Below are 20707 nucleotides of genomic sequence, written 5' to 3'. Positions count from 1 at the left end.
GGGGCCGTGCCGACGCCGCCACGAGACCGCCCCGGCGCATTCTTGCTGTCTTCGGAAAAAACACGGAAAGGGCTCTCGCATGCCATCAGAGTTCCACGCGACGTCTCCGGGCGCGTCCGGAACCAACGGATCCGACGGAGCTGATCGAACCGAGCCCGTCAACGACGCCGATACCGTCCGGCAGCGACGGGACCGGAAGTGGGCGATGGTGCGAACGGTGCTCGTGCTCGGTTCCCTCACCGCCCTGGGTCCGCTCACCATCGACCTGTACCTTCCCGCGTTCCCGTCCATCTCGGAGACTCTGGGCGCGTCCGAGTCACAGGTCCAGCTCACCTTGACCGGCACGCTGATCGGGGTCGCGCTCGGCCAGTTGATCATCGGCCCGCTCTCGGACCGGCTCGGGCGCCGGCGTCCACTGATAACCGCCGTCATGGTCCACGTCGTGGCCTCCGTGCTGTGCGCCCTCGCACCGAACATCGCAACCTTGGGAATGTTCCGTGTCCTGCAGGGCATGGCCGCGGCCGCGGGGGCCGTGGTGTCCATGGCCGTGGTGCGGGACATGTATACCGGACTGCCGGCGGTGCGCATGCTCTCGCGCCTGATGCTCGTGATGGGTGCCGCGCCGGTCCTCGCGCCGACCCTGGGCGGGCAGATCTTGCGCTTCACCGACTGGCGGGGCGTGTTCTGGCTGCTGGCGCTGCTGGGCGCCGCACTGGTCGTCGTCGTGGTCGTCGGCCTGCGCGAGACCCTCCCTCCGCAGCGTCGCCGCGGCGGCTTCCGGGACACGGCGCGCGCGTTCCGGCCGGTACTGCGCGATCGCACCTTCGTCGGCCTGATGTTCACGGGCGGGCTGATGATGGGCGCGCTGTTCTCGTACATCTCCGGCTCGTCGTTCGTCTTCCAGGGCGTCTACGGCCTGTCGGAACAGCAGTACGGGCTGCTGTTCGGGGTCAACGCTGCCGGCTTGATCATCGCCACGCAGATCAACCCGCGGGCAGGGCGCCGGTTCGGGCCGCAATGGGTCCTCGCCACCGCCGTGTCGGTGGCCGCGACCGCCTCAGCCGTGCTGATCGTGATATCGCTGACAGGCGCGTTCGGCATGCTCGGTATCGCGGTCCCGCTGTTCTTCATGCTGGCGACGATCGGCTTCACGTTGCCGAACGTGCCGGCGTTGGCGCTGGCGAACCACGGCGAGGCGGCCGGTACCGCGGCGTCGCTCATCGGGGCGATGAACTTTCTCGTGGGCGGAGCCATCGCGCCGATCGTGGGCATGTTCGGTGCCGACTCGGCGGTGCCGATGGCCAGCGTCATGGTGGCCGCCACCGGTGTGGCCGTGACCGTGGTGTTCACTGTCGTCCGGCCGGGCCGGCTCGTGGAGCCACAGACCGCTGAGGAACCGGCGGACGAGCCTGCCCGCCGGACCGTCGAGCCCGCGGAGCACTCGCCCGCCACCCCGTGATCACCCGCCCCGTGATCGCGGGCTGCGATTGTGCGTGCCGTGATCGCGCGTTGTGATCGCCCGCGCTCCCGTTGGTGATCATCGAGGATCGTGTACACCATGGTGTGCGCGATCCTCGATGATCGCGAGGGCGAGCTCAGAAGGGGAAGGCGCTGCCGTCGCCGGAGAGGCGGAAGACGGCATCACGGAGGACGAGGAAGCCGGCGATGCCGAGGATCCAGGCCATGGTTTCGCGGGTCCCGCCGGCGATCTTGTCCCGCCAGCGTTGCAGCCGCGGGCGGATGCGGGCGCCGAGCAGATTCCACGCGAGATACATCAGCACCGGCGGCAGCACCATCACCAGGTTGTAGCCGGCGATCACGGGTAACCACTGGTGTGCGCCCACGTCGGCGCTGATCAGAATGCCGATCGCGCCGAGGTAGGGCAGTGCCATGCCGGCTTCCAGCAATCCGGTGGTGAGGCCGAAGCCAATCATCGCGGGAAGCGTGTGCACGCGCGGCGTCCTGGGGGAGGGGGCCGCGCGCTTGGTGGGGATCAGGAAGCTGCCGATCAGCATCGCGGCCCCGATGACTGCCTGGATCCAGAACGACGTCCGGGTGTTCAGCGCGTCGCCGGCTGCGGCCAGGAAAACATCGAGGCCGAGTACGAGCGCCACGCCGAGCGTGAAGTAGAAGGCGGCGACCGTGCCGAGGTACGTGAACAGCAGTGGGGCGAGCCGGCGATCCGCGGTGAGCAGGAGGTAGATGGTGACGCCGATGGTCGCAGGGCTCAGGGTGTCGAGCAGCGCGAGACCAGCGACGGTGAGCAGGATCTCGGCGGTCATGTGAACTGTCCCCTCTTTGTGACACGGTTGTGCGATTTAATTTAACACATCTGTGATAGAAAAGAGGTATGCCCAAGGTCGTCGACCACGATCGCCGGCGCCGGGAGCTCGCCGAGGCGGTACTGCGCGTCGTCGTGCGGCGCAGCGTGGTCGGCGCGTCCGTGCGCGCGGTCGCTACCGAAGCGGGGTGGTCCACGGGAGCGCTGCGGTACTACTTCGCCAGCCAGGAGGAGCTGCGCGCGTTCGCTGCCGAGACGGCCTGGACCCGGCTGCGCGAGCGCGTGCGGGCGAGGGTGGAGCAATTGCGGAGCGAGCCGTCCAGCCGGGAGCTCATGGCGCGCATCGTGGAAGAGCTCATCCCGCTCGACGACGAGCGGCGGCAGGAGTACGCGCTCTGGCTGGCCCTCACCGAGTGGGAGCGTGGACGCCCCGCGGCGGAGCGTTCGGCCATGTGGGAGGCGCAACGCGCGCTGTATCGGGCCGTGGTCGCCGTGCTGACCGGATCGGCCGGTGACACGTCGTTCGCGGAACTCGTTGGCGTCGCGTATGTCGATGAGCAGGTTGAGACCTGGGCAGAGTACCTCCATGTATTCGTCGACGGCCTCGCGAGCCAGGCGATGAACGTGCCCGACGACATGCCTGCCGAGCGAGTGCGAACCCTGCTGCGCTCGTTTCTGGCCCAGATCGCTCGCTCCACGGCGCCGTGATGATCGAGGATCGCGCACATGATGATGTACGTGATCCTCGATGATCACGGGGACCGGCGACACGGACGCGGCTCCGGGTGGAGAATGGGCGCGTGAGCAACCCGCGCGACGTGATCGTTCTCGGCTCCACCGGCTCGATCGGGACGCAGGCGATCGACGTGATCCGCCGCAACCCGGATCGGTTGCGAGCCGTCGGCCTGGCGGCCGGGGGCTCGGATCCGGAGACCCTGGCCGAGCAGGCACTGGAGCTCGGCGTGGACGTCGTCGCGGTCGCGAAGTCCGGATCCGCGGAAGATGTCCTGCTGGCGCTCTACGCAGAGGCACAGAAGCGCGGATACAGTGCGGGCGAGTTCGCCCTGCCCAAGGTCCTCGCCGGTCCCGATGCGGTCACCGAACTGGCTGCGCACCCGTGCGACGTCGTGCTGAACGGCATCGATGGTTCCATCGGCCTGGCTCCCACGCTCGCCGCCCTGGAGGCGGGGCGCACCCTGGCGCTGGCCAACAAGGAATCCCTGATCGCCGGCGGGCCGCTGGTCAAGGACGCTGCCACGCCGGGCCAGATCGTGCCGGTGGACAGCGAGCACAGTGCGCTGGCCCAGTGCCTGCGGGGTGGCCGTGCGGAGGAAGTGCGCAAGCTCGTGGTCACCGCCAGCGGGGGGCCGTTCCGGGGCTACAGCCGCAAGCAACTGGCGACGGTCACACCCACCGAGGCGTTGGCGCACCCGACGTGGAACATGGGGCGCGTCGTCACCACCAACTCGGCGACTCTGGTCAACAAGGGCCTCGAGGTCATCGAGGCGCATTTGCTGTTCGACGTGCCGTTCGACGCGATCGAGGTCGTCGTGCACCCGCAGTCGGTGGTGCACTCCATGGTGGAGTTTGTCGACGGATCGACCATCGCCAAGGCCAGCCCTCCCGACATGCGGCTGGCCATCGCGCTGGCACTGTCATGGCCGCAGCGGTTGGCCGACATCGCACCGGCGTGCGACTGGACGGCCGCGGCCCGATGGGAGTTCTTCCCGTTGGACGACGACGCGTTCCCTGCTGTCCAGCTGGCCCGCGAGGCGGGGCGGCGGGGCGGCACGGCACCCGCGGTGTACAACGCCGCCAACGAGGAGTGCGTGGGTGCCTTCCATGATCACCGGCTGGCATTCACCGGAATCGTGGATACCGTTGAAGAGGTGCTCGCCGAGTATCCTGACGGGAACGTCACGAGCGTCGAAGACGTTCTCGCGGCTGAACGGTGGGCCCGCAACCGTGCCCACGAGATCATCGCGTCGGGAGAAGTGCGTCCGTGAACCTGGGGGAAGCCGTGCCGGTTGTGGCTGCCGGTGTCGTGGGCAGCGAAGCGAACCGTGACAGTAAAGTCAGCAGTGGCAGCTACCGGAATGTAGGCCACCCGGGGAGAGCGGGGCGCTAGGTGGACTGGCTCGTCATTGTCGGCATCCTGCTCTTCGCCCTGGGGCTGATTCTTTCCATCGCGCTCCACGAGGTCGGCCACCTGGTGCCGGCGAAGCTGTTCGGTGTCAAGGTCACCCAGTACATGGTCGGGTTCGGACGTACCGTCTGGTCGCGCCGCCGGGGTGAGACCGAGTACGGCGTGAAATCCGTTCCCCTGGGCGGCTACATCCGGATGATCGGTATGTTCCCTCCCGAGCCGGGGGGCGACCCGAAACGGCTGCGCAAGGCCAGCACGGGCCCGATCCAGGCGCTCATCGAAGATGCCCGCAAGACAGCCGGGGAGGAGATCCAGCCCGGAGACGAGGAGCGGGTGTTCTACCGCAAACCGTGGTGGAAGAAGCTCATCATCATGCTGGGCGGCCCGGCGATGAACGTCATCCTGGCCCTTCTGCTGGCTGGGGGCGTGCTGATGACCTTCGGCAACCCCGAGAAACCCGTCCTGGCGCCGACCGTGAGCGAGGTCAGCGAGTGCGTCATCCCGGCCGGGGCGGAGCGGACCGCGTGCGCGGCCGAGGACCCGCCGGCGCCTGCTGCCGAGGCGGGATTCGAAGCCGGTGATCACATCGTCTCCTTCGACGGCCGGCCGGTCGATTCGTGGGAGGAGGTGTCGGGCGCCATCCGGGCCGCGGGCGCCGGCACCGTCGACGTCGAGGTGGAGCGCGACGGTGAGCGGCTCACGCTCACGCCGGACCTGGTCCGTGCCGAGCGTCCCGTGGCGGGCGGAAGCGATGCCGAGGAGCCGGAGTACGCCGAGGTGGGCTTCCTCGGCGTACGGCCACTCATCGTCGATTACGAACAGGAAGACGTCACCGGTGTCGCCGCGTGGAGCGGCACGTTCGTCGTGCGGATGCTCGATGCGATGGCCGGCATTCCGGAGCGCATGGGCAACGTCTGGGACGCCGCGTTCAACGGGGCGGAACGTGACCCCGATACTCCGGTGAGCATCGTCGGCGCCGGGCGGATCGGCGGGGAGATCGTCTCCGAGCTGGCCGGTGCCGAACGGATCGTCACGTTCGTCATGCTGCTCGCGACGTTCAACATGGCTATCGCCATCTTCAACCTGATCCCGCTCCTGCCGCTGGATGGTGGGCACGCTGCCGGTGCCATCTGGGAGGGGATCAAACGTGGCGTCGCCCGTCTCGTACGGCGTCCCGCTCCACGTCCGGTGGACGTCGCCAAGGGGTTGCCGATCGCGTACGGGGTGGCGGTCGTCCTGATTGGAATGGCGGCATTGTTGATCTACGCCGACATCGTCAGCCCCATCACGCTGTTCGGTTGAGGACACGAGGGACAATAGGGGTGACCACCCACCCGTGATCATGAACACTTCTCGGCCATGGAAGACGAGTTGCGTTCATGATCAGCGCAGGGATAGCTGAGGAGTGTTGCGGGACATGAGCGTTGCGTTGGGATTGCCGGGGATGCCCGCCCCGGTGCTGGCAGAGCGCCGCCAGACCCGGAAGATCCGGGTCGGCAAGGTCGAGGTCGGTGGCGACGCGCCGGTCAGCGTGCAGTCGATGACGACGACGCCGACGACGGACATCAACGCCACACTCCAGCAGATAGCGGAGCTGACCGCGGCGGGCTGCGACATCGTGCGAGTCGCCGTGCCCAGCGCCGACGATGCGGAAGCGCTGCCGGCCATCGCGCAGAAATCGCAGATCCCGGTGGTGGCCGACATCCACTTCCAGCCCAAATACGTGTTCGCGGCGATCGACGCGGGCTGTGCCGGTGTCCGGGTGAACCCGGGCAACATCAAGAAGTTCGACGACCGGGTCGGCGAGATCGCGCAAGCGGCCAAGGACGCCGGCGTCTCGTTGCGTATCGGTGTGAACGCCGGCTCTCTCGACCCGCGGCAGCTGGAGAAGTACGGCAAGCCGACGGCGGAAGCACTGGTCGAGTCGGCCGTGCGGGAGGCGTCGCTGTTCGAGGAGCACGACTTCCACGACTTCAAGATCTCGGTCAAGCACCACGATCCGGTGGTCATGGTGCGCGCCTACGAGATGCTCTCGGAGAGGGGCGACTGGCCGCTGCATCTCGGCGTCACGGAGGCGGGGCCGGCGTTCCAGGGCACCGTGAAGTCGTCGGTCGCGTTCGGCACGCTGCTGGCGAGGGGCATCGGTGACACCATCCGGGTGTCGCTGTCCGCGCCACCCGTCGAGGAAGTCAAGGTCGGCATCCAGATCCTGCAATCGCTGAACCTCCGCGAACGCAAGCTTGAGATCGTTTCGTGCCCGTCATGCGGGCGGGCGCAAGTCGACGTGTACTCGCTAGCCGACCGGGTGACCGCCGGTCTTGAGGGGATGCAGGTCCCGCTGCGGGTTGCGGTTATGGGCTGCATCGTCAATGGACCGGGCGAGGCGAGAGAGGCCGACCTCGGTGTCGCCTCGGGCAATGGCAAGGGCCAGATCTTCGTCAAGGGCGAGGTCATCAAGACCGTGCCGGAGGCCGACATCGTCGAGACGCTGATCGACGAGGCGTCGCGAATCGCGGAGCAGATGGAGACCGAGGGTGTGGAGTCCGGCGAGCCGCAGGTGACCGTCACCTAGCAGGCGCGGGCGCCCGACGCGACGGGCCGGACCCGGGTGCAATCGTGACAATACGGGCTTCGTCTTGTGTCTCGCGCCATGCACCGGTTCCATGGAGCTGGTTGACTGGAAAGCGGGAATTGCACCCGCCTGCTGGAAGGAGGTCGGATGCCGTGCTGGACAGTCTGACCTCGACGCGCGTGCTCGGCCCTTCAGACCTCGGCGCGGTGACGCGGGTGGTCGACCGCGAGCCGCTGATCGACGTGTTTGTCGGGTCCCGGGTGCACGGCTCCGGAATGGTGCCGACGAAACTGGGCGGGGAGCTGTGGGGGTATTTCATCGATCACCAGCTCGTCGCCGTCTGCTACGCGGGTGCCAATCTCGTACCCGTCGGGGCCGATCCGGTGGCGGCGCGAACCTTTGCGGACGTGGCGTTGCACCGGGGCCGCCGATGCTCCTCCCTGGTGGGCCAGGCCGATGCCGTGATGAGCATGTGGGATCTGCTTCAGCCGGAGTGGGGACCGGCGCGGGATGTGCGCTCGTCGCAACCGGTGATGGCGATCACCGAGGAGGCGGCCGTCGAGCCCGATCCGGCCGTGCGCCGGGTCCGTCCGGACGAGGTCGAGGTGCTGCATCCGGCCGCCGTGGCGATGTTCACCGAAGAGGTTGGCATCTCGCCAAACGGTTCCGATGGTGGGGCCTATTACCGCGCCCGGCTGAGCGAGCTCGTCCGGGCGGGGCGGGCATTCGCCCGGTTCGAGGACGGAGAGGTCGTGTTCAAGGCGGAGATCGGCGCGGTCACACCGAAGGCGTGCCAGGTTCAGGGTGTGTGGGTGCGCCCGGACCGGCGTGGGCACGGGCTGTCGGTGGGCGGGATGGCCGCGGTCGTCAGCCATGCCCTGCGGGAGATCGCCCCGGCCGTGTCGCTGTATGTCAACGAGTACAATCACGCCGCCCTCGGTGCCTATCGCAAGGTCGGCTTCACCGAGGTGGGCCGCTTTGCGACCGTCATGCTCTGACCCCCCCGGGCCGCACGACCCGCTGATCATGAACACTAGTCGACTACATAGGTCGACTAGTGTTCATGATCAGCGGACAAGGAGATACTGGTTCGGTGATGTTCCGACTGGGACGGATGCCAGCGATCCTCGCGGCCTGCGCCCTGGTGGTGGCGGCCTGCGGTGACAGCGAAAGCCAGGCGACCTCCGGGCCGGAGTCGCCGTCCACCGAGGCTGCCGGCGAAACGACGCCGCCCTCGACGCCTGCTCCCACTCCTACCCCTACGCCCGACCCGAAGCCTCGCGATTTCAGCGTGGCGGCGACGGGCGACGTGTTGCTGCACGAGCGGCTGTGGACCCAGGCCAAACGCGACGCCGATTCCGACGGAACCTGGAATTTCGCGCCGCAGCTCGCGAATATCGAGCCCGTGGTCAGCGAATCCGACCTCGCGATCTGCCATCTCGAAGTGCCGATCGCGCCCGAGGACGGCCCGTTCGAGGGCTATCCCAGGTTCTCCGGTCCGCCGCAGATCGTCCCTGCCCTCGCAGAAACCGGGTACGACGCGTGCACCACCGCGTCGAACCACGTCTTCGATCAGGGGGCCGACGGAGTGCAGCGCACGCTCGACACCCTGGAGGAACACGGGTTGGCCCATGCCGGATCGGCCCGCACGAAGGAGGAGAGCCAGGAGCAGACCATCATCTCCGTTGAAACACCCGAGGGCAGCGTCAATGTTGGCCTCATCTCCTACACGTTCGGGTTCAACGGCATTCCCTATCCGAACGGTGAGGAGTGGCGCAGCAACCGCATCGACGAGGAGGACATCCTCGACGACGCGGCCGCCGCCCGCGATGCGGGTGCCGAAGTCGTCATCGTGGCCTTGCATTGGGGTGACGAGTACGTTCACGACCCCAACCGCCAGCAACGGGAGCTGGCGCCGCGGTTGATCGCATCCGACGACGTCGACGCCCTGCTGGGACATCACGCGCATGTCGTGCAGCCGATGGAAGAGTTCGACGGCCAGTGGGTGGTCTACGGCCTCGGAAACCTGATGGCGAACCACGCGCGGCCCGAGAGCCCGCTTTCGGAAGGACTGCTGGCCCGCCTGACCTTCACGGAAGACGTCACCGACGGCTCGTTCTCCACCACCGCGGCGGAGTACTTGCCGCTGTACCAGACCTACGAGCTGCCGGTCGAAGTGCTGCACGTCCCGGCGGCCCTGGCCACCGGAGAGTCCGGGACGGCGAGCGAGTCCCGCCTGGAGGAGGCGCTGGATCGCACCACGTCCATCGTCGAAGATCGGGGCGGCGCCGACGCCGGCCTGGAGATGATCGAAGCGGAATGACCGCCGGGCTATGCCCCGCCCGATGCGGAGGCACGGGTATCGGGTGTCGCGGCAGCCCGCATAGCAGCTATTCTCGGCGTCGTTCGTAGTTCAATCGCCGCACAGTCAACTGGAGTACGCCCGTGGTCATGCGCATGTCGACCCTGTTCCTCCGCACCTTGCGGGAGGATCCTGTCGATGCCGACGTCGTCAGCCACACGCTGCTGGTTCGCGCCGGATACATCCGCCGCGCGGCCCCCGGAATCTACAGCTGGTTGCCGCTCGGATATCAGGTGCTGCGCAACATCGAGGCGATCATTCGCGAGGAGATGGACGCGATCGGCGCGCAGGAGGTGCACTTCCCGGCGCTGCTGCCGCGCGAGCCCTACGAGGCAAGCAACCGCTGGGCGGAATACGGCGACAGCGTCTTCCGGGTCAAGGATCGCAAGCAGGCTGACTACCTGCTGGGTCCGACCCACGAGGAGATGTTCACCCTCCTGGTGAAGGACTTGTACTCGTCGTACAAGGACCTGCCGCTGTCGCTGTACCAGATCCAGACGAAGTACCGGGACGAGCAGCGTCCACGGGCCGGCCTCCTGCGCGGACGCGAGTTCGTGATGAAGGACTCGTACTCGTTCGACGTCTCGGACGAGGCGTTCCTGCGCTCGTACAACGCGCACCGCGAGGCATACATCAAGATCTTCGACCGGCTGGGCCTCGAGTACGAGATCGTCGCGGCGATGTCGGGCGCCATGGGCGGATCGGCCAGCGAGGAGTTCCTGGCCACGGCCAAGAACGGCGAGGACACGTATGTGCGCTCGCCGGGAGGCTACGCGGCGAACGTCGAGGCGGTGGTGACGCCGGCGCCCGATCCCGTGCCCTACGACGACGCGCCAGCGGCACACGTGGAGGACACGCCGGACACGCCGACGATCGAAACCCTCGTTGACTTTCTCAACGAGCGCTTCCCGCGTGACGACCGTCCGTGGACGGCCGCAGATACCCTCAAGAACGTCCTGGTCATGGTGCGCCAGCCGGACGGGACACGCGAGCCGCTCGCGGTCGGCGTGCCCGGCGACCGCGAGGTCGACGAGAAGCGCCTGCAGGCACAGCTCGAACCGGCGACGCTGGAGACATTCACCGACGACGATTTCGCAGCCTACCCGGCCTTGACCAGGGGATATGTCGGCCCGGGGGTGCTGGGTGAGAAGAACGTATCCGGCATCCGCTACCTGGTCGATCCCCGCGTCGTCGCGGGCACCAGGTGGGTGACCGGCGCCGATCAGCACGGTCACCACGTGGTGGATCTCGTGTGCGGCCGCGACTTCACCCCGGACGGCACCATCGAGGCCGCCGACGTCCGCGAAGGTGACCCCGCGCCGGACGGTTCGGGTCCGCTAGAGCTGGCGCGGGGCATCGAGATGGGCCACATCTTCCAGCTGGGACGCAAGTATGCCGAGGCCCTGGGCCTGCAGGTGCTGGACGAGAACGGCAAGCTGGTCACGGTCACCATGGGCTCGTACGGGGTCGGTGTGTCGCGTGCGGTCGCGGCGATCGTCGAGAATTCGCACGACGAGAACGGCATCATCTGGCCGCGTGAGGTCGCACCGGCCGACGTGCACATCGTCGCCACCGGCAAGGATGCATCGGTGTTCACCGCCGCGGACGAACTTGCCCGCGAGCTCGAGGCGGCGGGAGTTTCGGTGCTTTACGACGACCGCGAGAGCGTCAGCCCGGGTGTGAAGTTCAACGACTCGGAACTCATCGGGGTGCCGACGATCATCGTCGTCGGGCGCGCGCTGGCCGGGGGCAACGTCGAGGTCAAGGATCGGCGTTCCGGCGAGCGCACCGAGGTGGCCGTGTCCGACGCCGTCGGCTACATCCGGTCGCTGGTGCGCCGTTCCTGAGCAGTCCGGCCGCGCCGCCGGTCTGCCGGCGTCGAGCGATCACGCCCACCGGCGGTGGATAATGCGAGCATGACGTCCCGGACCATCTCGACGTCGCGGCACGAGGACGCCGACGTCTCGTGGGCGTTCGCGGCGTGTCCGCCACATCCGGCCCTGGCCGCCGACGTCGTCGGCTATGTCGGGTACCGCGAGCACGCGCTCCGGCCGGTCCGCCGGCGCGAGGTCCCGTCGGCGCGCGTGCCGGTCATCATCAGCTTCGGGGACACGCTGCGGGTGAGCGGTCTCGTCGACGGTGCGGGAGCGCCGATCAGGTTGACATCGTTCGTGGCGGGCTTTTCCGACACCTACGCGGTTACCGAGTACGCGGGCGGTCAGCGGGGCTTGCAGATCGATCTCACCCCGCTCGGCGCGTTCCGCATGCTGGGCCTGGCCGGTGATGAGCTCCGGTCCGGTTCGCTGGAGCTGGCGGACGTGCTCGGTCCATCGGCGGCGGATCTGGTCGACCAGCTGGTATCGGCGCCCGACTGGGGCACCCGGTTCGGCATCGTCGACACGTTCTTGCTCCGGCGCGCCGAGCGGGCCCGGGCCGTGGAACCTGCCATCGGGTGGGCATGGGAACGGATACGCCGCTCGGAGGGGCAGATCGAGATCGGTCGACTTGCCGCTGACATCGGATGGAGCCGGAGACATTTCGGTGACCGTTTCCGGCATCACGTCGGTCTCCGGCCCAAGGCGGCCGCGCGGGTGCTGCGGTTCGCCCGGGCGGTGCGCATGCTCGACGGATCCCGAGCCATCAGTGATGTCGCGGCGGACTGTGGCTACGCCGATCACAGCCACCTGGTGCACGAGGTCCAGGAGATGGCTGGCTGCACTCCTACCGACCTGATGGCGGAGCGGAACCCTCCGCCCGGCTCGTCGAGCTGACGGCCTGGCACCGATGCCGGGGAGGTCACATTTCTCCAAGCGGGCATCCGGCGTGGTGCCTAGGATCGCGAGCATGAATCACGAACCGCACCAGACGATCTTTCCAGTGGTCAGCTACCGCGACCCCCGCAGCGCCCTGGCGTTCCTCGCTGCGGCGTTCGGGTTCACCGAAGAGGAGGTCGCCGAGCACGACGGCCAGGTGGTGCATGCCCAGATGAGCTGTGCCGGCAGCATGATCATGGTGAGTGGCATCCGCACCGGGGATTCGGTCTTCGATATCACGCCCTCGTGCGTCTACGTCGTAGTAGAGGACGTGGACGCGCACCGTGATCGCGCTGCCGCGGCGGGTGCCGAGATCGTCATGGAGCCCACGGACCAGGACTATGGCTCGCGCGACTACGCGGCGCGTGACCCGGAAGGCAACGTGTGGGCATTCGGGACGTACCAGCCGGCGCCCGCCGGTGCGGCACGATCCTGACCGGAGCCGCTGGACATGTCACTCGCCGGCGTCCGGTCACTCGCCGGCGGCATCCGGCGCCCCCTCGCGGCCCTCGAGGCCGGGGAAGGCGGAGAGCGCCACGCCCCATCGGGCTGCGCGCACCGCGGTGTCGACGACGGCTTCGGCAGCCAGCTCGCGAAGATCCACGCCGGTCCCGGCCCCGATGAGGTCGATGTAGACGGCGCCGAGGCGCTCCTCCAGGACACCGGCGAGTTCCCGGGCCGAGGTCGCATCGTCCACCGCGAACGGTAACGCATAGGCGGGCAGCGCGGCCTCGGGCTCGACGTCCATGGCGAGGAGATGCTCGCGGAGCGTGTCCCGCCGCTGCTCGTGAACCTCCAACGCCTGGCGTGCCGCCGCGAGCTCGTCGTCGTCGAGATACGCCCCTGCCACGCCGTAGCCGTACACGCAGGCGTGTTCTCCAGCAAGTGTGGCCTGGAGCGCCGCGACGACGTCGTCGGGTGGTGTCGCGTCGTCGGACACGTCACTGGTCGGAAACCGCACGGAACGGTTCATGCGGCGCCACCGTCGAGGTCCGCGTCGTGTGCCGCCTCGGCCGCGGCGAGTGACCCCAGAAGGGCCGCCAGGCGCGGGCTCGTGGCGTTCACGCACTCCGTGATGTGCAGGTCGGACGCGGTGCGTTCCGCGTCGCGGATGGCTGCGAGGGCATCGCCGGGATTGGCGGGGATCTCGGGCGGCTCGGTCTCTCCCGGGCCGGTCTCTCCCGGGCCGGCGTCGCCCGGGCCGGTGTCCGTTCCGGACCCGGACGTCCTCCCGTCTGCGGCCGTCCCGGAAACGCCGGATGCGTCATCGACGGATGCGAGGCGGGGGAGTGGACCGTCGTCGAGCAAGGCTTCGAGATGCGCCCGATGGTGCGCCGTGGGCGTGCCGAGCAGGTCCTCGAGTTCTGGATGGTGCGTGACCGTCTCGGCGTGCCGCGCGAGCAGCCGTTGCTCCAGCTGGATGGCACGCCACCGGACCACGGAGTCGCGGTCGGGGTGGTGGTGAGGTGCGCGGCGTTTCGCGGGATGAGTCTCGCTGCATGACGCGAGCGCCATCCCCGCGACGGGGATGCCGGCCAATGCCAGGAGCGCGCGTCGTCGGGATACGTCGACCATGAGGCTCACCGGGTAACCGTAACCGTTCGCATGCCGGAGCCGTCCGCGTGGTCCCCTTCGTCATGATCATGAACGATTTAGCCCGGTATGACCCTGAAAAATGCCGATGATCATCGACGTGGGAGCGGCGTGTCTCGGGCGGTTCACCTCGTGGTTCACTCCTCGCCGCATGGGTGCGACGCATCGGTTAAGGTTGACAGCGTGACCGGCCAGCTGGGCCGGACAACTCGAGAGCGAGGAGGGTGCGTGTGAGTCCGGCGGATCGTGACCTCCTGAAGGAGATCATCGCGCCGATTGTCGAGCGCGAAGGCTTGGATTTCGAGGAGCTCAGCGTCTCCCAGGCCGGACGCCGGAGCCGGGTGCAGGTCATCGTCGATGCCGAGGGCGGGGTCGACCTCGACCGGTGCGCGGAGATCTCCCGGATCATCTCCGAGGCTCTCGACGAGAGCGCCGCCATGGGGGAAGCGCCGTACACGCTTGAGGTCAGCTCACCCGGCGTGTCCCGGCCGCTGCAGCTTCCGCGGCACTGGGCGCGAGCCGAAGGCCGGCTCGTCAAGGTCAAGAAGACCGACGGGTCGGTGGTGACCGGACGTGTCGAGTCGAGCGACGACACCTCGGCGGTTCTGGACGTGGACGGCACCAAACGCGAGATCGTGTACGGCGATGTCGACAAGGCGCGGGTTCAGGTCGAGTTCAGCCGCGCCACCGACATCGAAACGGGGTGAACGTGACGTGGACATCGACCTTTCCCTCCTTCGCTCCCTCGAACGGGAGAAGGAGATCCCATTCGATCGCGTCGTCGAGGCGATCGAACGGGCACTGCTGCTGGCCTACCAGCGCACCGACGCTCCGCACACGCACGCGCGGGTGGAGCTTGACCGTACGTCGGGGCACGTGACGGTCTGGGCGCAGGAGGTCGACGACGACGGCACGGTGGTGCGCGAGTGGGACGACACCCCGATCGGCTTCGGGCGGATCGCCGCGACCACCGCCAAGCAGGAGATCCTGCAGCGCTTCCGGGACGCCGAAGACGAGGCCACGTTCGGCGAGTTCCACAGCAAGGAAGGCGACATCGTCTCGGGCACCATCCAGCAGGATCCGGATCCGCGACACGTGCAGGTCGATCTCGGCCGCATCGAAGCGTCGCTTCCCAGCGCCGAGCAAGTTCCCGGTGAACAGTACCCGCACGGCAGCCGGATCAGGTGCTACGTCGTTCAGGTGCGCAAGGGCTTGCGCGGACCGCTCGTGACGTTGTCGCGCACCCACCCGAATCTGGTCAAGCGGCTGTTCGCCTTCGAGGTGCCCGAGATCTCGGACGGAACGGTCGAGGTCGTGGCGATCGCGCGGGAGGCCGGCCACCGCACCAAGATCGCAGTCCGGTCCACCATCGCGGGGGTCAACGCCAAGGGCGCGTGCATCGGCCCGATGGGGGCCCGGGTCCGGTCGGTCATGACCGAACTCAACGGCGAGAAGATCGATATCATCGACTGGTCGGAGGATCCGGCCGAGTTCGTGGCCAACGCGTTGTCGCCGGCGCGGGTGCAGAGTGTCGACATCGTCGATATGGGAGGCAAGGCCGCCCGGGTGATCGTGCCCGACTTCCAGCTCTCGTTGGCGATCGGCAGGGAAGGCCAGAACGCCCGGCTCGCGGCCCGCCTCACGGGATGGCGTATCGACATCCGCCCGGACACGCAGCCGGACGAGTCGATGACGACGATCCACCCGGACGAGGCGTAGAGCCACCTGCCCGCACGCGTGGGCGATAGCCCGTATCCAGCACGGTTCACGGATCAGCCGGAAGAGACGGTAAACTATGGCGACGGAGGGCCGCGCGTCCGGCCATCAACCCATACGAACATGTGTTGGTTGCCGGTCTCGCACGGCAAAATCCGAGTTGCTGCGAGTCGTCGCGCAGGGATCGAGCTCGGAGATCGAGCTCGTTCCGGACCCCGGCGGCCGGCGTCCGGGCAGGGGTGCATATATTCACCCGAGAACCGGATGTCTGGACGTCGCCGAGCGGCGTCGAGCGTTCGCGCGGTCGTTTCGCCGCGGGGGCAGGTTCGACGTTAGCCTGGTTCGGCGATGGCTCGACGCAACGGCGGGAGCCTAAACGAGGCTCTTGAAGGCCGCTCCGGAATGGTTCCGGCTCGGCTGATTGGCCAGGAAGAAGGAGACACGACGTGACTCTCACGAGCGTTCGATGAGCACGCAACGATGAGCACGCACACCACCTAGCCGGTCCGAGCCTCCGCGCCCGGACCGAGAAGGAGAGCAGTGGCAAAGGTCCGGGTACACGAGCTTGCCAAGGAACTTGGCGTATCGAGTAAAGATGTCCTCGGCAAGCTGAGCGATCTCGGTGAGTACGTCAAGTCGGCGTCCTCCACCGTCGAGGCGCCGGTCGTTCGCAGGTTGAAGGAAGCGTTCGCCGCGCAGTCGGAGGCGCCGAGTACGCCAGCCGCGAAGCCAGCGGAGCCGAGCACGAAGACGGAGTCCGACGTAGCAACGCCGCCGCCGGCGGTGTCGGCCGAAGCGGCTCCGGAGGCACCTGCCGCGCCAGCGGCGTCGTCGGCCCAGCCGGCAGCGGATTCGGCGCCGAGCGAGCCGAGCGAGCCAGCGGTCGAACAGGTGCCGTCCGAGCCCGCGGCAAGCGCTGGCACCGTCGAGACGCCGTCAGAACCTGCCGAACCGGCGACACCGGAAACGCCGCAGACGGCACCCAAGCCCGGTCCCAAGCCGGGTCCGACACCCAAGTCGATGCCCAAGCCGGGCCCGCCGGGTGCGGCCCAGGGCGGGGGCACCAAATCGAAGTCCGGTGGATCCGGGGGACAGCGCTCGCGTTCGGGTGGCTCGAGCGCGCCGAAGCCCGGCCCGCCGTCGTCCAAGCCGGGTAGCCAGCGTCCGCCGTCGGGGCCGCGTCCGGGCAACAATCCGTTCAGCTCTGGCGGCTCGACGGGTATGCAGCGGCAGAGCGGCCGCCGTGATGGCGGCGGTGGCACTGCCGGCGAGGGCCAGGGCAGTCAGGGCGGCCAGGGAAGCCAAGCCGGCCAGGGCGGCCAGGCCGGACAGGGTGGTTCCCGCTCGGGTTCGGGCACCGCTGGTCCCCGTCCCAATCCGGCGATGATGCCGTCTCGCCCGTCGCGTCCCAGCGGGCGCCCCGCCGGTGGCGGCGGCGGTGGCGGCCGCGACAGCGGTGGCGGCGGCCGCGACGGTGGCGGTGGCGGCGGCGGTCGTGGCCGTTCCGGCGGTGGCGGTGGCGGCGGCCGTCCCGGCACTCGCCCCGGCGGCGGTCCCGGTGGTCCCGGCGGCCCAGGCGCTGCGGGCCGTCCCGGTGGTGGCCCCGGTGGCCCCGGTGGTCGCCCGGGTCCTGGTGGTCGAGGCCGCGGCGGTGCCGCGGGTGCGTTCGGCCGTCCGGGAGGAAAGCCGGCGAAGAGCCGCAAGAGCAAGCGGCAGAAGCGCCAGGAGCTCGACAACATGCAGGCGCCGACCATCGGCGGTGTCCGCCTTCCGCGCGGGAACGGGCAGACGATCCGGTTGCCGCGTGGCGCGTCGCTGGCCGATTTTGCCGAGCGTATCCAGGTGGATCCCGCGCAGCTGGTCCAGGTGCTGTTCGGCCTCGGTGAGATGGTGACGGCCACCCAGTCCGTCGACGAGGAGACATTCCAGCTGCTGGGGACCGAGCTTGGCTACGATCTCCAGCTCGTCTCGCCCGAGGACGAGGACCGCGAGCTGCTGGAGTCCTTCGACATCGACTTCGCCGACGAAGGCGACGGCCGGACGGCGCCACGGCCGCCGGTGGTCACGGTCATGGGCCACGTCGATCACGGTAAGACGAAGCTGCTGGATGCGATCCGGAACGCCAACGTCGTCAGTGGCGAGTCCGGCGGGATCACCCAGCACATCGGTGCTTACCAGGTCCACGTCGACCATGACGACGAGGATCGGGCGATTACCTTCATCGACACCCCGGGTCACGAGGCGTTCACCGCCATGCGTGCCCGTGGTGCCCAGGTGACCGACATCGCCATCCTCGTGGTCGCTGCCGACGACGGCATCATGCCGCAGACCATCGAGGCACTTAACCACGCGCAGGCGGCCGGCGTGCCGATCGTCGTCGCGGTGAACAAGGTCGACAAGGAAGGCGCCAACCCGGACAAGATCCGCCAGCAGCTCACCGAATACGAGCTCGTCGCCGAGGAGTTCGGAGGCGAGACGATGTTCGTCGATATCTCGGCGCTCAAGCGCGAGGGTATCGACAGGCTTCTCGAAGCGGTGCTGCTCACGGCGGATGCGGCGCTGGAGCTGCGGGCCAACCCGGACATGCTTGCCCGGGGTGTCGCTATCGAGGGTCACCTCGACAAGGGACGCGGCCCGGTGGCCACCGTCCTGGTCCAGCGTGGGACCCTGCGCTCGGGCGATGCGATCGTCACTGGGCAGTCGTACGGGCGTGTGCGGGCCATGCAGGATGAGTTCGGCAAGCAGATCGACTCCGCGGCTCCGTCGCAGCCGGTGCAGGTCCTCGGCCTGACCGCCGTTCCGGGTGCCGGAGACAAGTTCCTCGTAGCCGGCGACGATCGCACGGTGCGCCAGATCGCGGAGAAGCGTGAGGCGATGGAACGCAATGCGGCGCTGGCCAAGGCACGCAAGCGGGTCACGCTGGAGAGCTTCCTGGCCGAGAGCAAGGTCCAGACGCTCAATCTCATCCTCAAGGGCGACGTCTCGGGTTCCGTCGAGGCGCTGGAGGATGCCCTGGCGAAGATCGATGTTGGCGACGAGGTCAACCTGCGGATCATCCACCGTGGTGTCGGTGCCATCACCGCGAACGACGTCAACCTCGCGTCGATCGACCAGGGCATCATCATCGGCTTCAACGTCCGTCCGCAAAACCGTGCCGTGGAGGAGCTCGCCGAGCGCGAGGGTGTCGACGTCCGCTACTACTCGGTCATCTATGCGGCGATCGAGGAGATCGAGGCGGCACTCAAGGGCATGCTCAAGCCCGAGTACGAAGAGGCCAAGCTCGGGGCAGCGGAGATCCGCGAGGTGTTCCGCTCGTCCCGGATCGGCAACATCGCCGGTTGCATGGTCACGAGCGGTATCATCCGGCGGCATGCCTCGGCCCGTCTCATCCGCGACGGCGTCGTCGTCGGCGAGCAGTTGCGGATCGAGACGTTGCGGCGGGTGAAGGACGACGTCACCGAAGTCCGCGATGGCTTCGAGTGCGGTATCAATCTCGGCTCGTACAACGACATCCGGGTTGGCGACGTGATCGAGACCTTCGAGATGAGGGAGAAACCGCGCACCTGATGTTCGTCGGGACGCTGACCCTGGATCTGCTGCTCGGTGACATCCGGTCACTGAAGCAGAAGCGGGCCGCCGTGCGGCCGATCGTCTCGGAGGTCCGGCGCCGGTTCGAGGTGGCCGCCGCCGAGGTGGGCCATCTCGAGCTGTACCGCCGCACGGAACTGGGCGTGGCGGTGGTGGCTGCCGACGCCGGCCACTGCCGCCACGTGCTCGAAGCGGTCGAGCGTATGGTGGCAGACCGGCCCGAGATCGAGGTGCTCTCGGCCCACCCGCACGTGCGTTCGGATGAGGACGATCCATTGCCCACAGGAGGACGAGATGGCTGATGCCGGGCGCGCACGCAAGCTGGCCGATCGGATCCGGGAGATCGCGGCGGAGACACTCGAACGTCGCGTGAAGGACCCACGCCTGGGCTTCGTGACCGTCACGGATGCCCGGGTCACGGGTGATCTGCGGGAAGCCACCATCTTCTACACCGTCTACGGCGACGACAGCGAGCGCGCGTCGACGGCCGCTGCCCTGGAGCGGGTCAAGGGACTGGTGCGATCGGAAGTGGGCCGCCAGACCGGGATCCGGTTCACGCCGTCGGTCGAGTTTGTCGCCGACGCCGTACCGGAGAGCGCCGCGCACATCGAAGATCTGCTGCGCGTGGCGCGCGAATCGGATGAGGAGGTCGCCCGCGCTGCCGCCGACGCGCAGTACGCGGGTGATCCCGATCCCTATCGCGCTGACGACGAGGAAGAAGGCGACCGGGCGGCGCCGTGACCACGGGACAACACGGCCTGGTGATCGCCGACAAACCAGCGGGCATGACGTCGCACGCGGTTGTCGGCCGGATTCGCAAGGTGGCCGGTACGCGCAGGGTGGGCCATGCCGGCACGCTCGACCCGATGGCGACTGGGGTGCTTGTCATCGGTGTTGGCCGTGCCACCCGGCTGCTGGGCCACCTCGCGCTCACCGAGAAGACGTACGAGGCGACCATCAGGCTGGGCGCCAGCACGGTCACCGACGACGCGGAAGGCGAGGTGACCGGCACGGCCGACGCCTCCGGGATAGACGAGGCGGCCGTGCGGGCCGAACTGGCCGTCTTCACCGGTGAGATCCGGCAGGTCCCGAGCGCGGTCTCGGCGGTCAAGGTGGACGGCGTGCGCTCCTACCAGCGGGTCCGCTCTGGCGAGGAAGTGGAGCTCAAGGCCCGTACGGTGACCGTGGACCGGTTCGACCTCGTCGGAATCGACCGGGTCGAGAACTACGTCGACGCCCGTGTCGTCGTCGAATGCTCCTCCGGCACCTACATCCGCGCGCTGGCGCGAGATGTCGGTGCCGCGCTGGGCGTCGGTGGGCACCTGACCGCCCTGCGGCGCACCCGGGTGGGTCCGTACCGGCTCGACCAGGCTCGCACGCTCGACCAGCTCGAAGCCGGGCTCGAACTCGTATCGATGGAGGAGGCGGCGGCCGCGACGTTTCCGCGGATGGAGGTCGAGGCCGAGACGGCCAGGCAGGTCGCCAATGGCGTGCCGCTTTCGCGGACCGATCTCGGCCCGGGGCCCGTTGCGGTGTTCGGTCCAGACGGTAGGCTGCTCTCACTCGTGGAGGATCGAGGGCCGCGAGCGAAGTACCTTGCCGTGTTCACTGGACCAGAACCGAAACGGTGACGCCC

20 protein-coding genes are annotated in these 20707 nt (G+C 68.4%); 17 read left to right on the top strand and 3 right to left on the bottom strand.

The genetic code is table 11. The annotated features are described in order from the left end of the window. Positions 1-79 precede the first annotated feature (79 nt). Positions 80-1459, top strand: a complete 1380-nt coding sequence (locus tag DPM12_RS07415) for a multidrug effflux MFS transporter (protein ID WP_211658589.1) — start codon at positions 80-82, stop codon at positions 1457-1459. Positions 1460-1595: 136 nt separating this feature from the next. Here DPM12_RS07415 and DPM12_RS07410 read toward each other — a convergent pair whose 3' ends face one another. Beyond that, entirely contained in the window at positions 1596-2282 is a 687-nt protein-coding gene (locus DPM12_RS07410; RefSeq protein ID WP_112257650.1) for a GAP family protein, read from the bottom strand. A 68-nt stretch (positions 2283-2350) separates the two neighbouring features. On the opposite strand from DPM12_RS07410, the gene DPM12_RS07405 reads away from it, so the two are divergent. The 9 genes from DPM12_RS07405 (at position 2351) to DPM12_RS07365 (ending at position 12610) form a co-directional block, all read left to right on the top strand. Then, positions 2351-2989, top strand: coding sequence for a TetR/AcrR family transcriptional regulator (locus tag DPM12_RS07405; RefSeq protein ID WP_112257649.1), 639 nt, complete (start codon positions 2351-2353; stop codon positions 2987-2989). Positions 2990-3081: 92 nt separating this feature from the next. Continuing rightward, the gene (gene dxr / locus DPM12_RS07400) at positions 3082-4287 is read left to right on the top strand and encodes a 1-deoxy-D-xylulose-5-phosphate reductoisomerase (protein ID WP_112257735.1); all 1206 of its coding nucleotides are present in this window, start codon (positions 3082-3084) and stop codon (positions 4285-4287) included. Between the two features lie 122 nt (positions 4288-4409). After that, positions 4410-5729: a M50 family metallopeptidase gene (locus DPM12_RS07395; protein ID WP_112257648.1), complete on the top strand. Its 1320-nt coding sequence runs from the start codon at positions 4410-4412 to the stop codon at positions 5727-5729. A 115-nt stretch (positions 5730-5844) separates the two neighbouring features. Then, on the top strand, positions 5845-6999 hold the full coding sequence (ispG, locus tag DPM12_RS07390; protein WP_112257647.1) for a flavodoxin-dependent (E)-4-hydroxy-3-methylbut-2-enyl-diphosphate synthase: 1155 nt from the start codon (positions 5845-5847) through the stop codon (positions 6997-6999). Between the two features lie 152 nt (positions 7000-7151). Beyond that, positions 7152-7997, top strand: coding sequence for a GNAT family N-acetyltransferase (locus DPM12_RS07385; RefSeq protein ID WP_211658588.1), 846 nt, complete (start codon positions 7152-7154; stop codon positions 7995-7997). 98 nt (positions 7998-8095) lie between these two features. Further along, the gene (locus DPM12_RS07380) at positions 8096-9322 is read left to right on the top strand and encodes a CapA family protein (RefSeq protein WP_112257733.1); all 1227 of its coding nucleotides are present in this window, start codon (positions 8096-8098) and stop codon (positions 9320-9322) included. A 128-nt stretch (positions 9323-9450) separates the two neighbouring features. Further along, positions 9451-11208, top strand: a complete 1758-nt coding sequence (locus tag DPM12_RS07375) for a proline--tRNA ligase (RefSeq protein ID WP_211658586.1) — start codon at positions 9451-9453, stop codon at positions 11206-11208. Between the two features lie 69 nt (positions 11209-11277). Further along, positions 11278-12132 (top strand): helix-turn-helix domain-containing protein, encoded by an 855-nt coding sequence (locus DPM12_RS07370; RefSeq protein ID WP_112257645.1) that lies wholly within the window; start codon positions 11278-11280, stop codon positions 12130-12132. A gap of 73 nt (positions 12133-12205) precedes the next feature. Beyond that, positions 12206-12610 carry a VOC family protein gene (locus DPM12_RS07365; RefSeq protein ID WP_112257644.1) on the top strand — a complete coding sequence of 135 codons (405 nt, stop codon included), beginning with the start codon at positions 12206-12208 and terminating at the stop codon, positions 12608-12610. A gap of 36 nt (positions 12611-12646) precedes the next feature. On the opposite strand, the gene DPM12_RS07360 is transcribed toward DPM12_RS07365, so the two are convergent. After that, the gene (locus DPM12_RS07360; RefSeq protein WP_112257643.1) at positions 12647-13147 is read right to left on the bottom strand and encodes a ferritin-like domain-containing protein; all 501 of its coding nucleotides are present in this window, start codon (positions 13145-13147) and stop codon (positions 12647-12649) included. Then, entirely contained in the window at positions 13144-13758 is a 615-nt protein-coding gene (locus DPM12_RS07355; protein WP_123788429.1) for a hypothetical protein, read from the bottom strand. Before DPM12_RS07355 ends, DPM12_RS07360 begins: the two co-directional genes overlap by 4 nt. A gap of 239 nt (positions 13759-13997) precedes the next feature. Between DPM12_RS07355 and rimP the strand changes: the two genes are divergently transcribed. From rimP to truB, 7 genes are all read left to right on the top strand, one after another. Continuing rightward, positions 13998-14474 carry a ribosome maturation factor RimP gene (gene rimP, locus DPM12_RS07350; RefSeq protein WP_211658585.1) on the top strand — a complete coding sequence of 159 codons (477 nt, stop codon included), beginning with the start codon at positions 13998-14000 and terminating at the stop codon, positions 14472-14474. Positions 14475-14481: 7 nt separating this feature from the next. Continuing rightward, positions 14482-15486, top strand: a complete 1005-nt coding sequence (gene nusA, locus DPM12_RS07345) for a transcription termination factor NusA (protein WP_112257640.1) — start codon at positions 14482-14484, stop codon at positions 15484-15486. 76 nt (positions 15487-15562) lie between these two features. After that, positions 15563-15859 (top strand): YlxR family protein, encoded by a 297-nt coding sequence (locus tag DPM12_RS24265; protein WP_112257639.1) that lies wholly within the window; start codon positions 15563-15565, stop codon positions 15857-15859. Between the two features lie 164 nt (positions 15860-16023). Next, positions 16024-19050 carry a translation initiation factor IF-2 gene (infB, locus tag DPM12_RS24090; RefSeq protein ID WP_112257638.1) on the top strand — a complete coding sequence of 1009 codons (3027 nt, stop codon included), beginning with the start codon at positions 16024-16026 and terminating at the stop codon, positions 19048-19050. Further along, complete coding sequence (locus tag DPM12_RS07330; RefSeq protein ID WP_112257637.1) at positions 19050-19373, top strand: DUF503 domain-containing protein; 324 nt, start codon at positions 19050-19052, stop codon at positions 19371-19373. The genes infB and DPM12_RS07330 overlap by 1 nt, the downstream gene beginning before the upstream one ends. Then, entirely contained in the window at positions 19366-19812 is a 447-nt protein-coding gene (gene rbfA, locus DPM12_RS07325) for a 30S ribosome-binding factor RbfA (RefSeq protein ID WP_112257636.1), read from the top strand. Before DPM12_RS07330 ends, rbfA begins: the two co-directional genes overlap by 8 nt. Beyond that, the gene (truB, locus tag DPM12_RS07320) at positions 19809-20702 is read left to right on the top strand and encodes a tRNA pseudouridine(55) synthase TruB (protein ID WP_112257635.1); all 894 of its coding nucleotides are present in this window, start codon (positions 19809-19811) and stop codon (positions 20700-20702) included. Before rbfA ends, truB begins: the two co-directional genes overlap by 4 nt. Positions 20703-20707 lie beyond the last annotated feature (5 nt).

Source organism: Phytoactinopolyspora halophila, from assembly GCF_003287285.1.
In the GTDB taxonomy this organism is placed as follows: Bacteria; Actinomycetota; Actinomycetes; order Jiangellales; family Jiangellaceae; genus Phytoactinopolyspora_A; species Phytoactinopolyspora_A halophila.
Note: the sequence above shows the minus strand (reverse complement) of the source record. Positions and strands in the feature narration are given on the sequence as shown.

Excerpts from the sequence above, each read along its gene's own strand:
- DPM12_RS24265 (WP_112257639.1), top strand. The coding sequence starts at position 15,563 with ATGGCGACGGAGGGCCGCGCGTCCGGCCATCAACCCATACGAACATGT.
- DPM12_RS07370 (WP_112257645.1), top strand. The coding sequence starts at position 11,278 with ATGACGTCCCGGACCATCTCGACGTCGCGGCACGAGGACGCCGACGTC.
- DPM12_RS07375 (WP_211658586.1), top strand. The coding sequence starts at position 9,451 with ATGCGCATGTCGACCCTGTTCCTCCGCACCTTGCGGGAGGATCCTGTC.
- DPM12_RS07380 (WP_112257733.1), top strand. The coding sequence starts at position 8,096 with ATGTTCCGACTGGGACGGATGCCAGCGATCCTCGCGGCCTGCGCCCTG.
- DPM12_RS07405 (WP_112257649.1), top strand. The coding sequence starts at position 2,351 with ATGCCCAAGGTCGTCGACCACGATCGCCGGCGCCGGGAGCTCGCCGAG.
- DPM12_RS07330 (WP_112257637.1), top strand. The coding sequence starts at position 19,050 with ATGTTCGTCGGGACGCTGACCCTGGATCTGCTGCTCGGTGACATCCGG.
- ispG (WP_112257647.1), top strand. The coding sequence starts at position 5,845 with ATGAGCGTTGCGTTGGGATTGCCGGGGATGCCCGCCCCGGTGCTGGCA.
- rbfA (WP_112257636.1), top strand. The coding sequence starts at position 19,366 with ATGGCTGATGCCGGGCGCGCACGCAAGCTGGCCGATCGGATCCGGGAG.
- DPM12_RS07410 (WP_112257650.1), bottom strand. The coding sequence starts at position 2,282 with ATGACCGCCGAGATCCTGCTCACCGTCGCTGGTCTCGCGCTGCTCGAC.
- DPM12_RS07415 (WP_211658589.1), top strand. The coding sequence starts at position 80 with ATGCCATCAGAGTTCCACGCGACGTCTCCGGGCGCGTCCGGAACCAAC.
- DPM12_RS07360 (WP_112257643.1), bottom strand. The coding sequence starts at position 13,147 with ATGAACCGTTCCGTGCGGTTTCCGACCAGTGACGTGTCCGACGACGCG.
- DPM12_RS07365 (WP_112257644.1), top strand. The coding sequence starts at position 12,206 with ATGAATCACGAACCGCACCAGACGATCTTTCCAGTGGTCAGCTACCGC.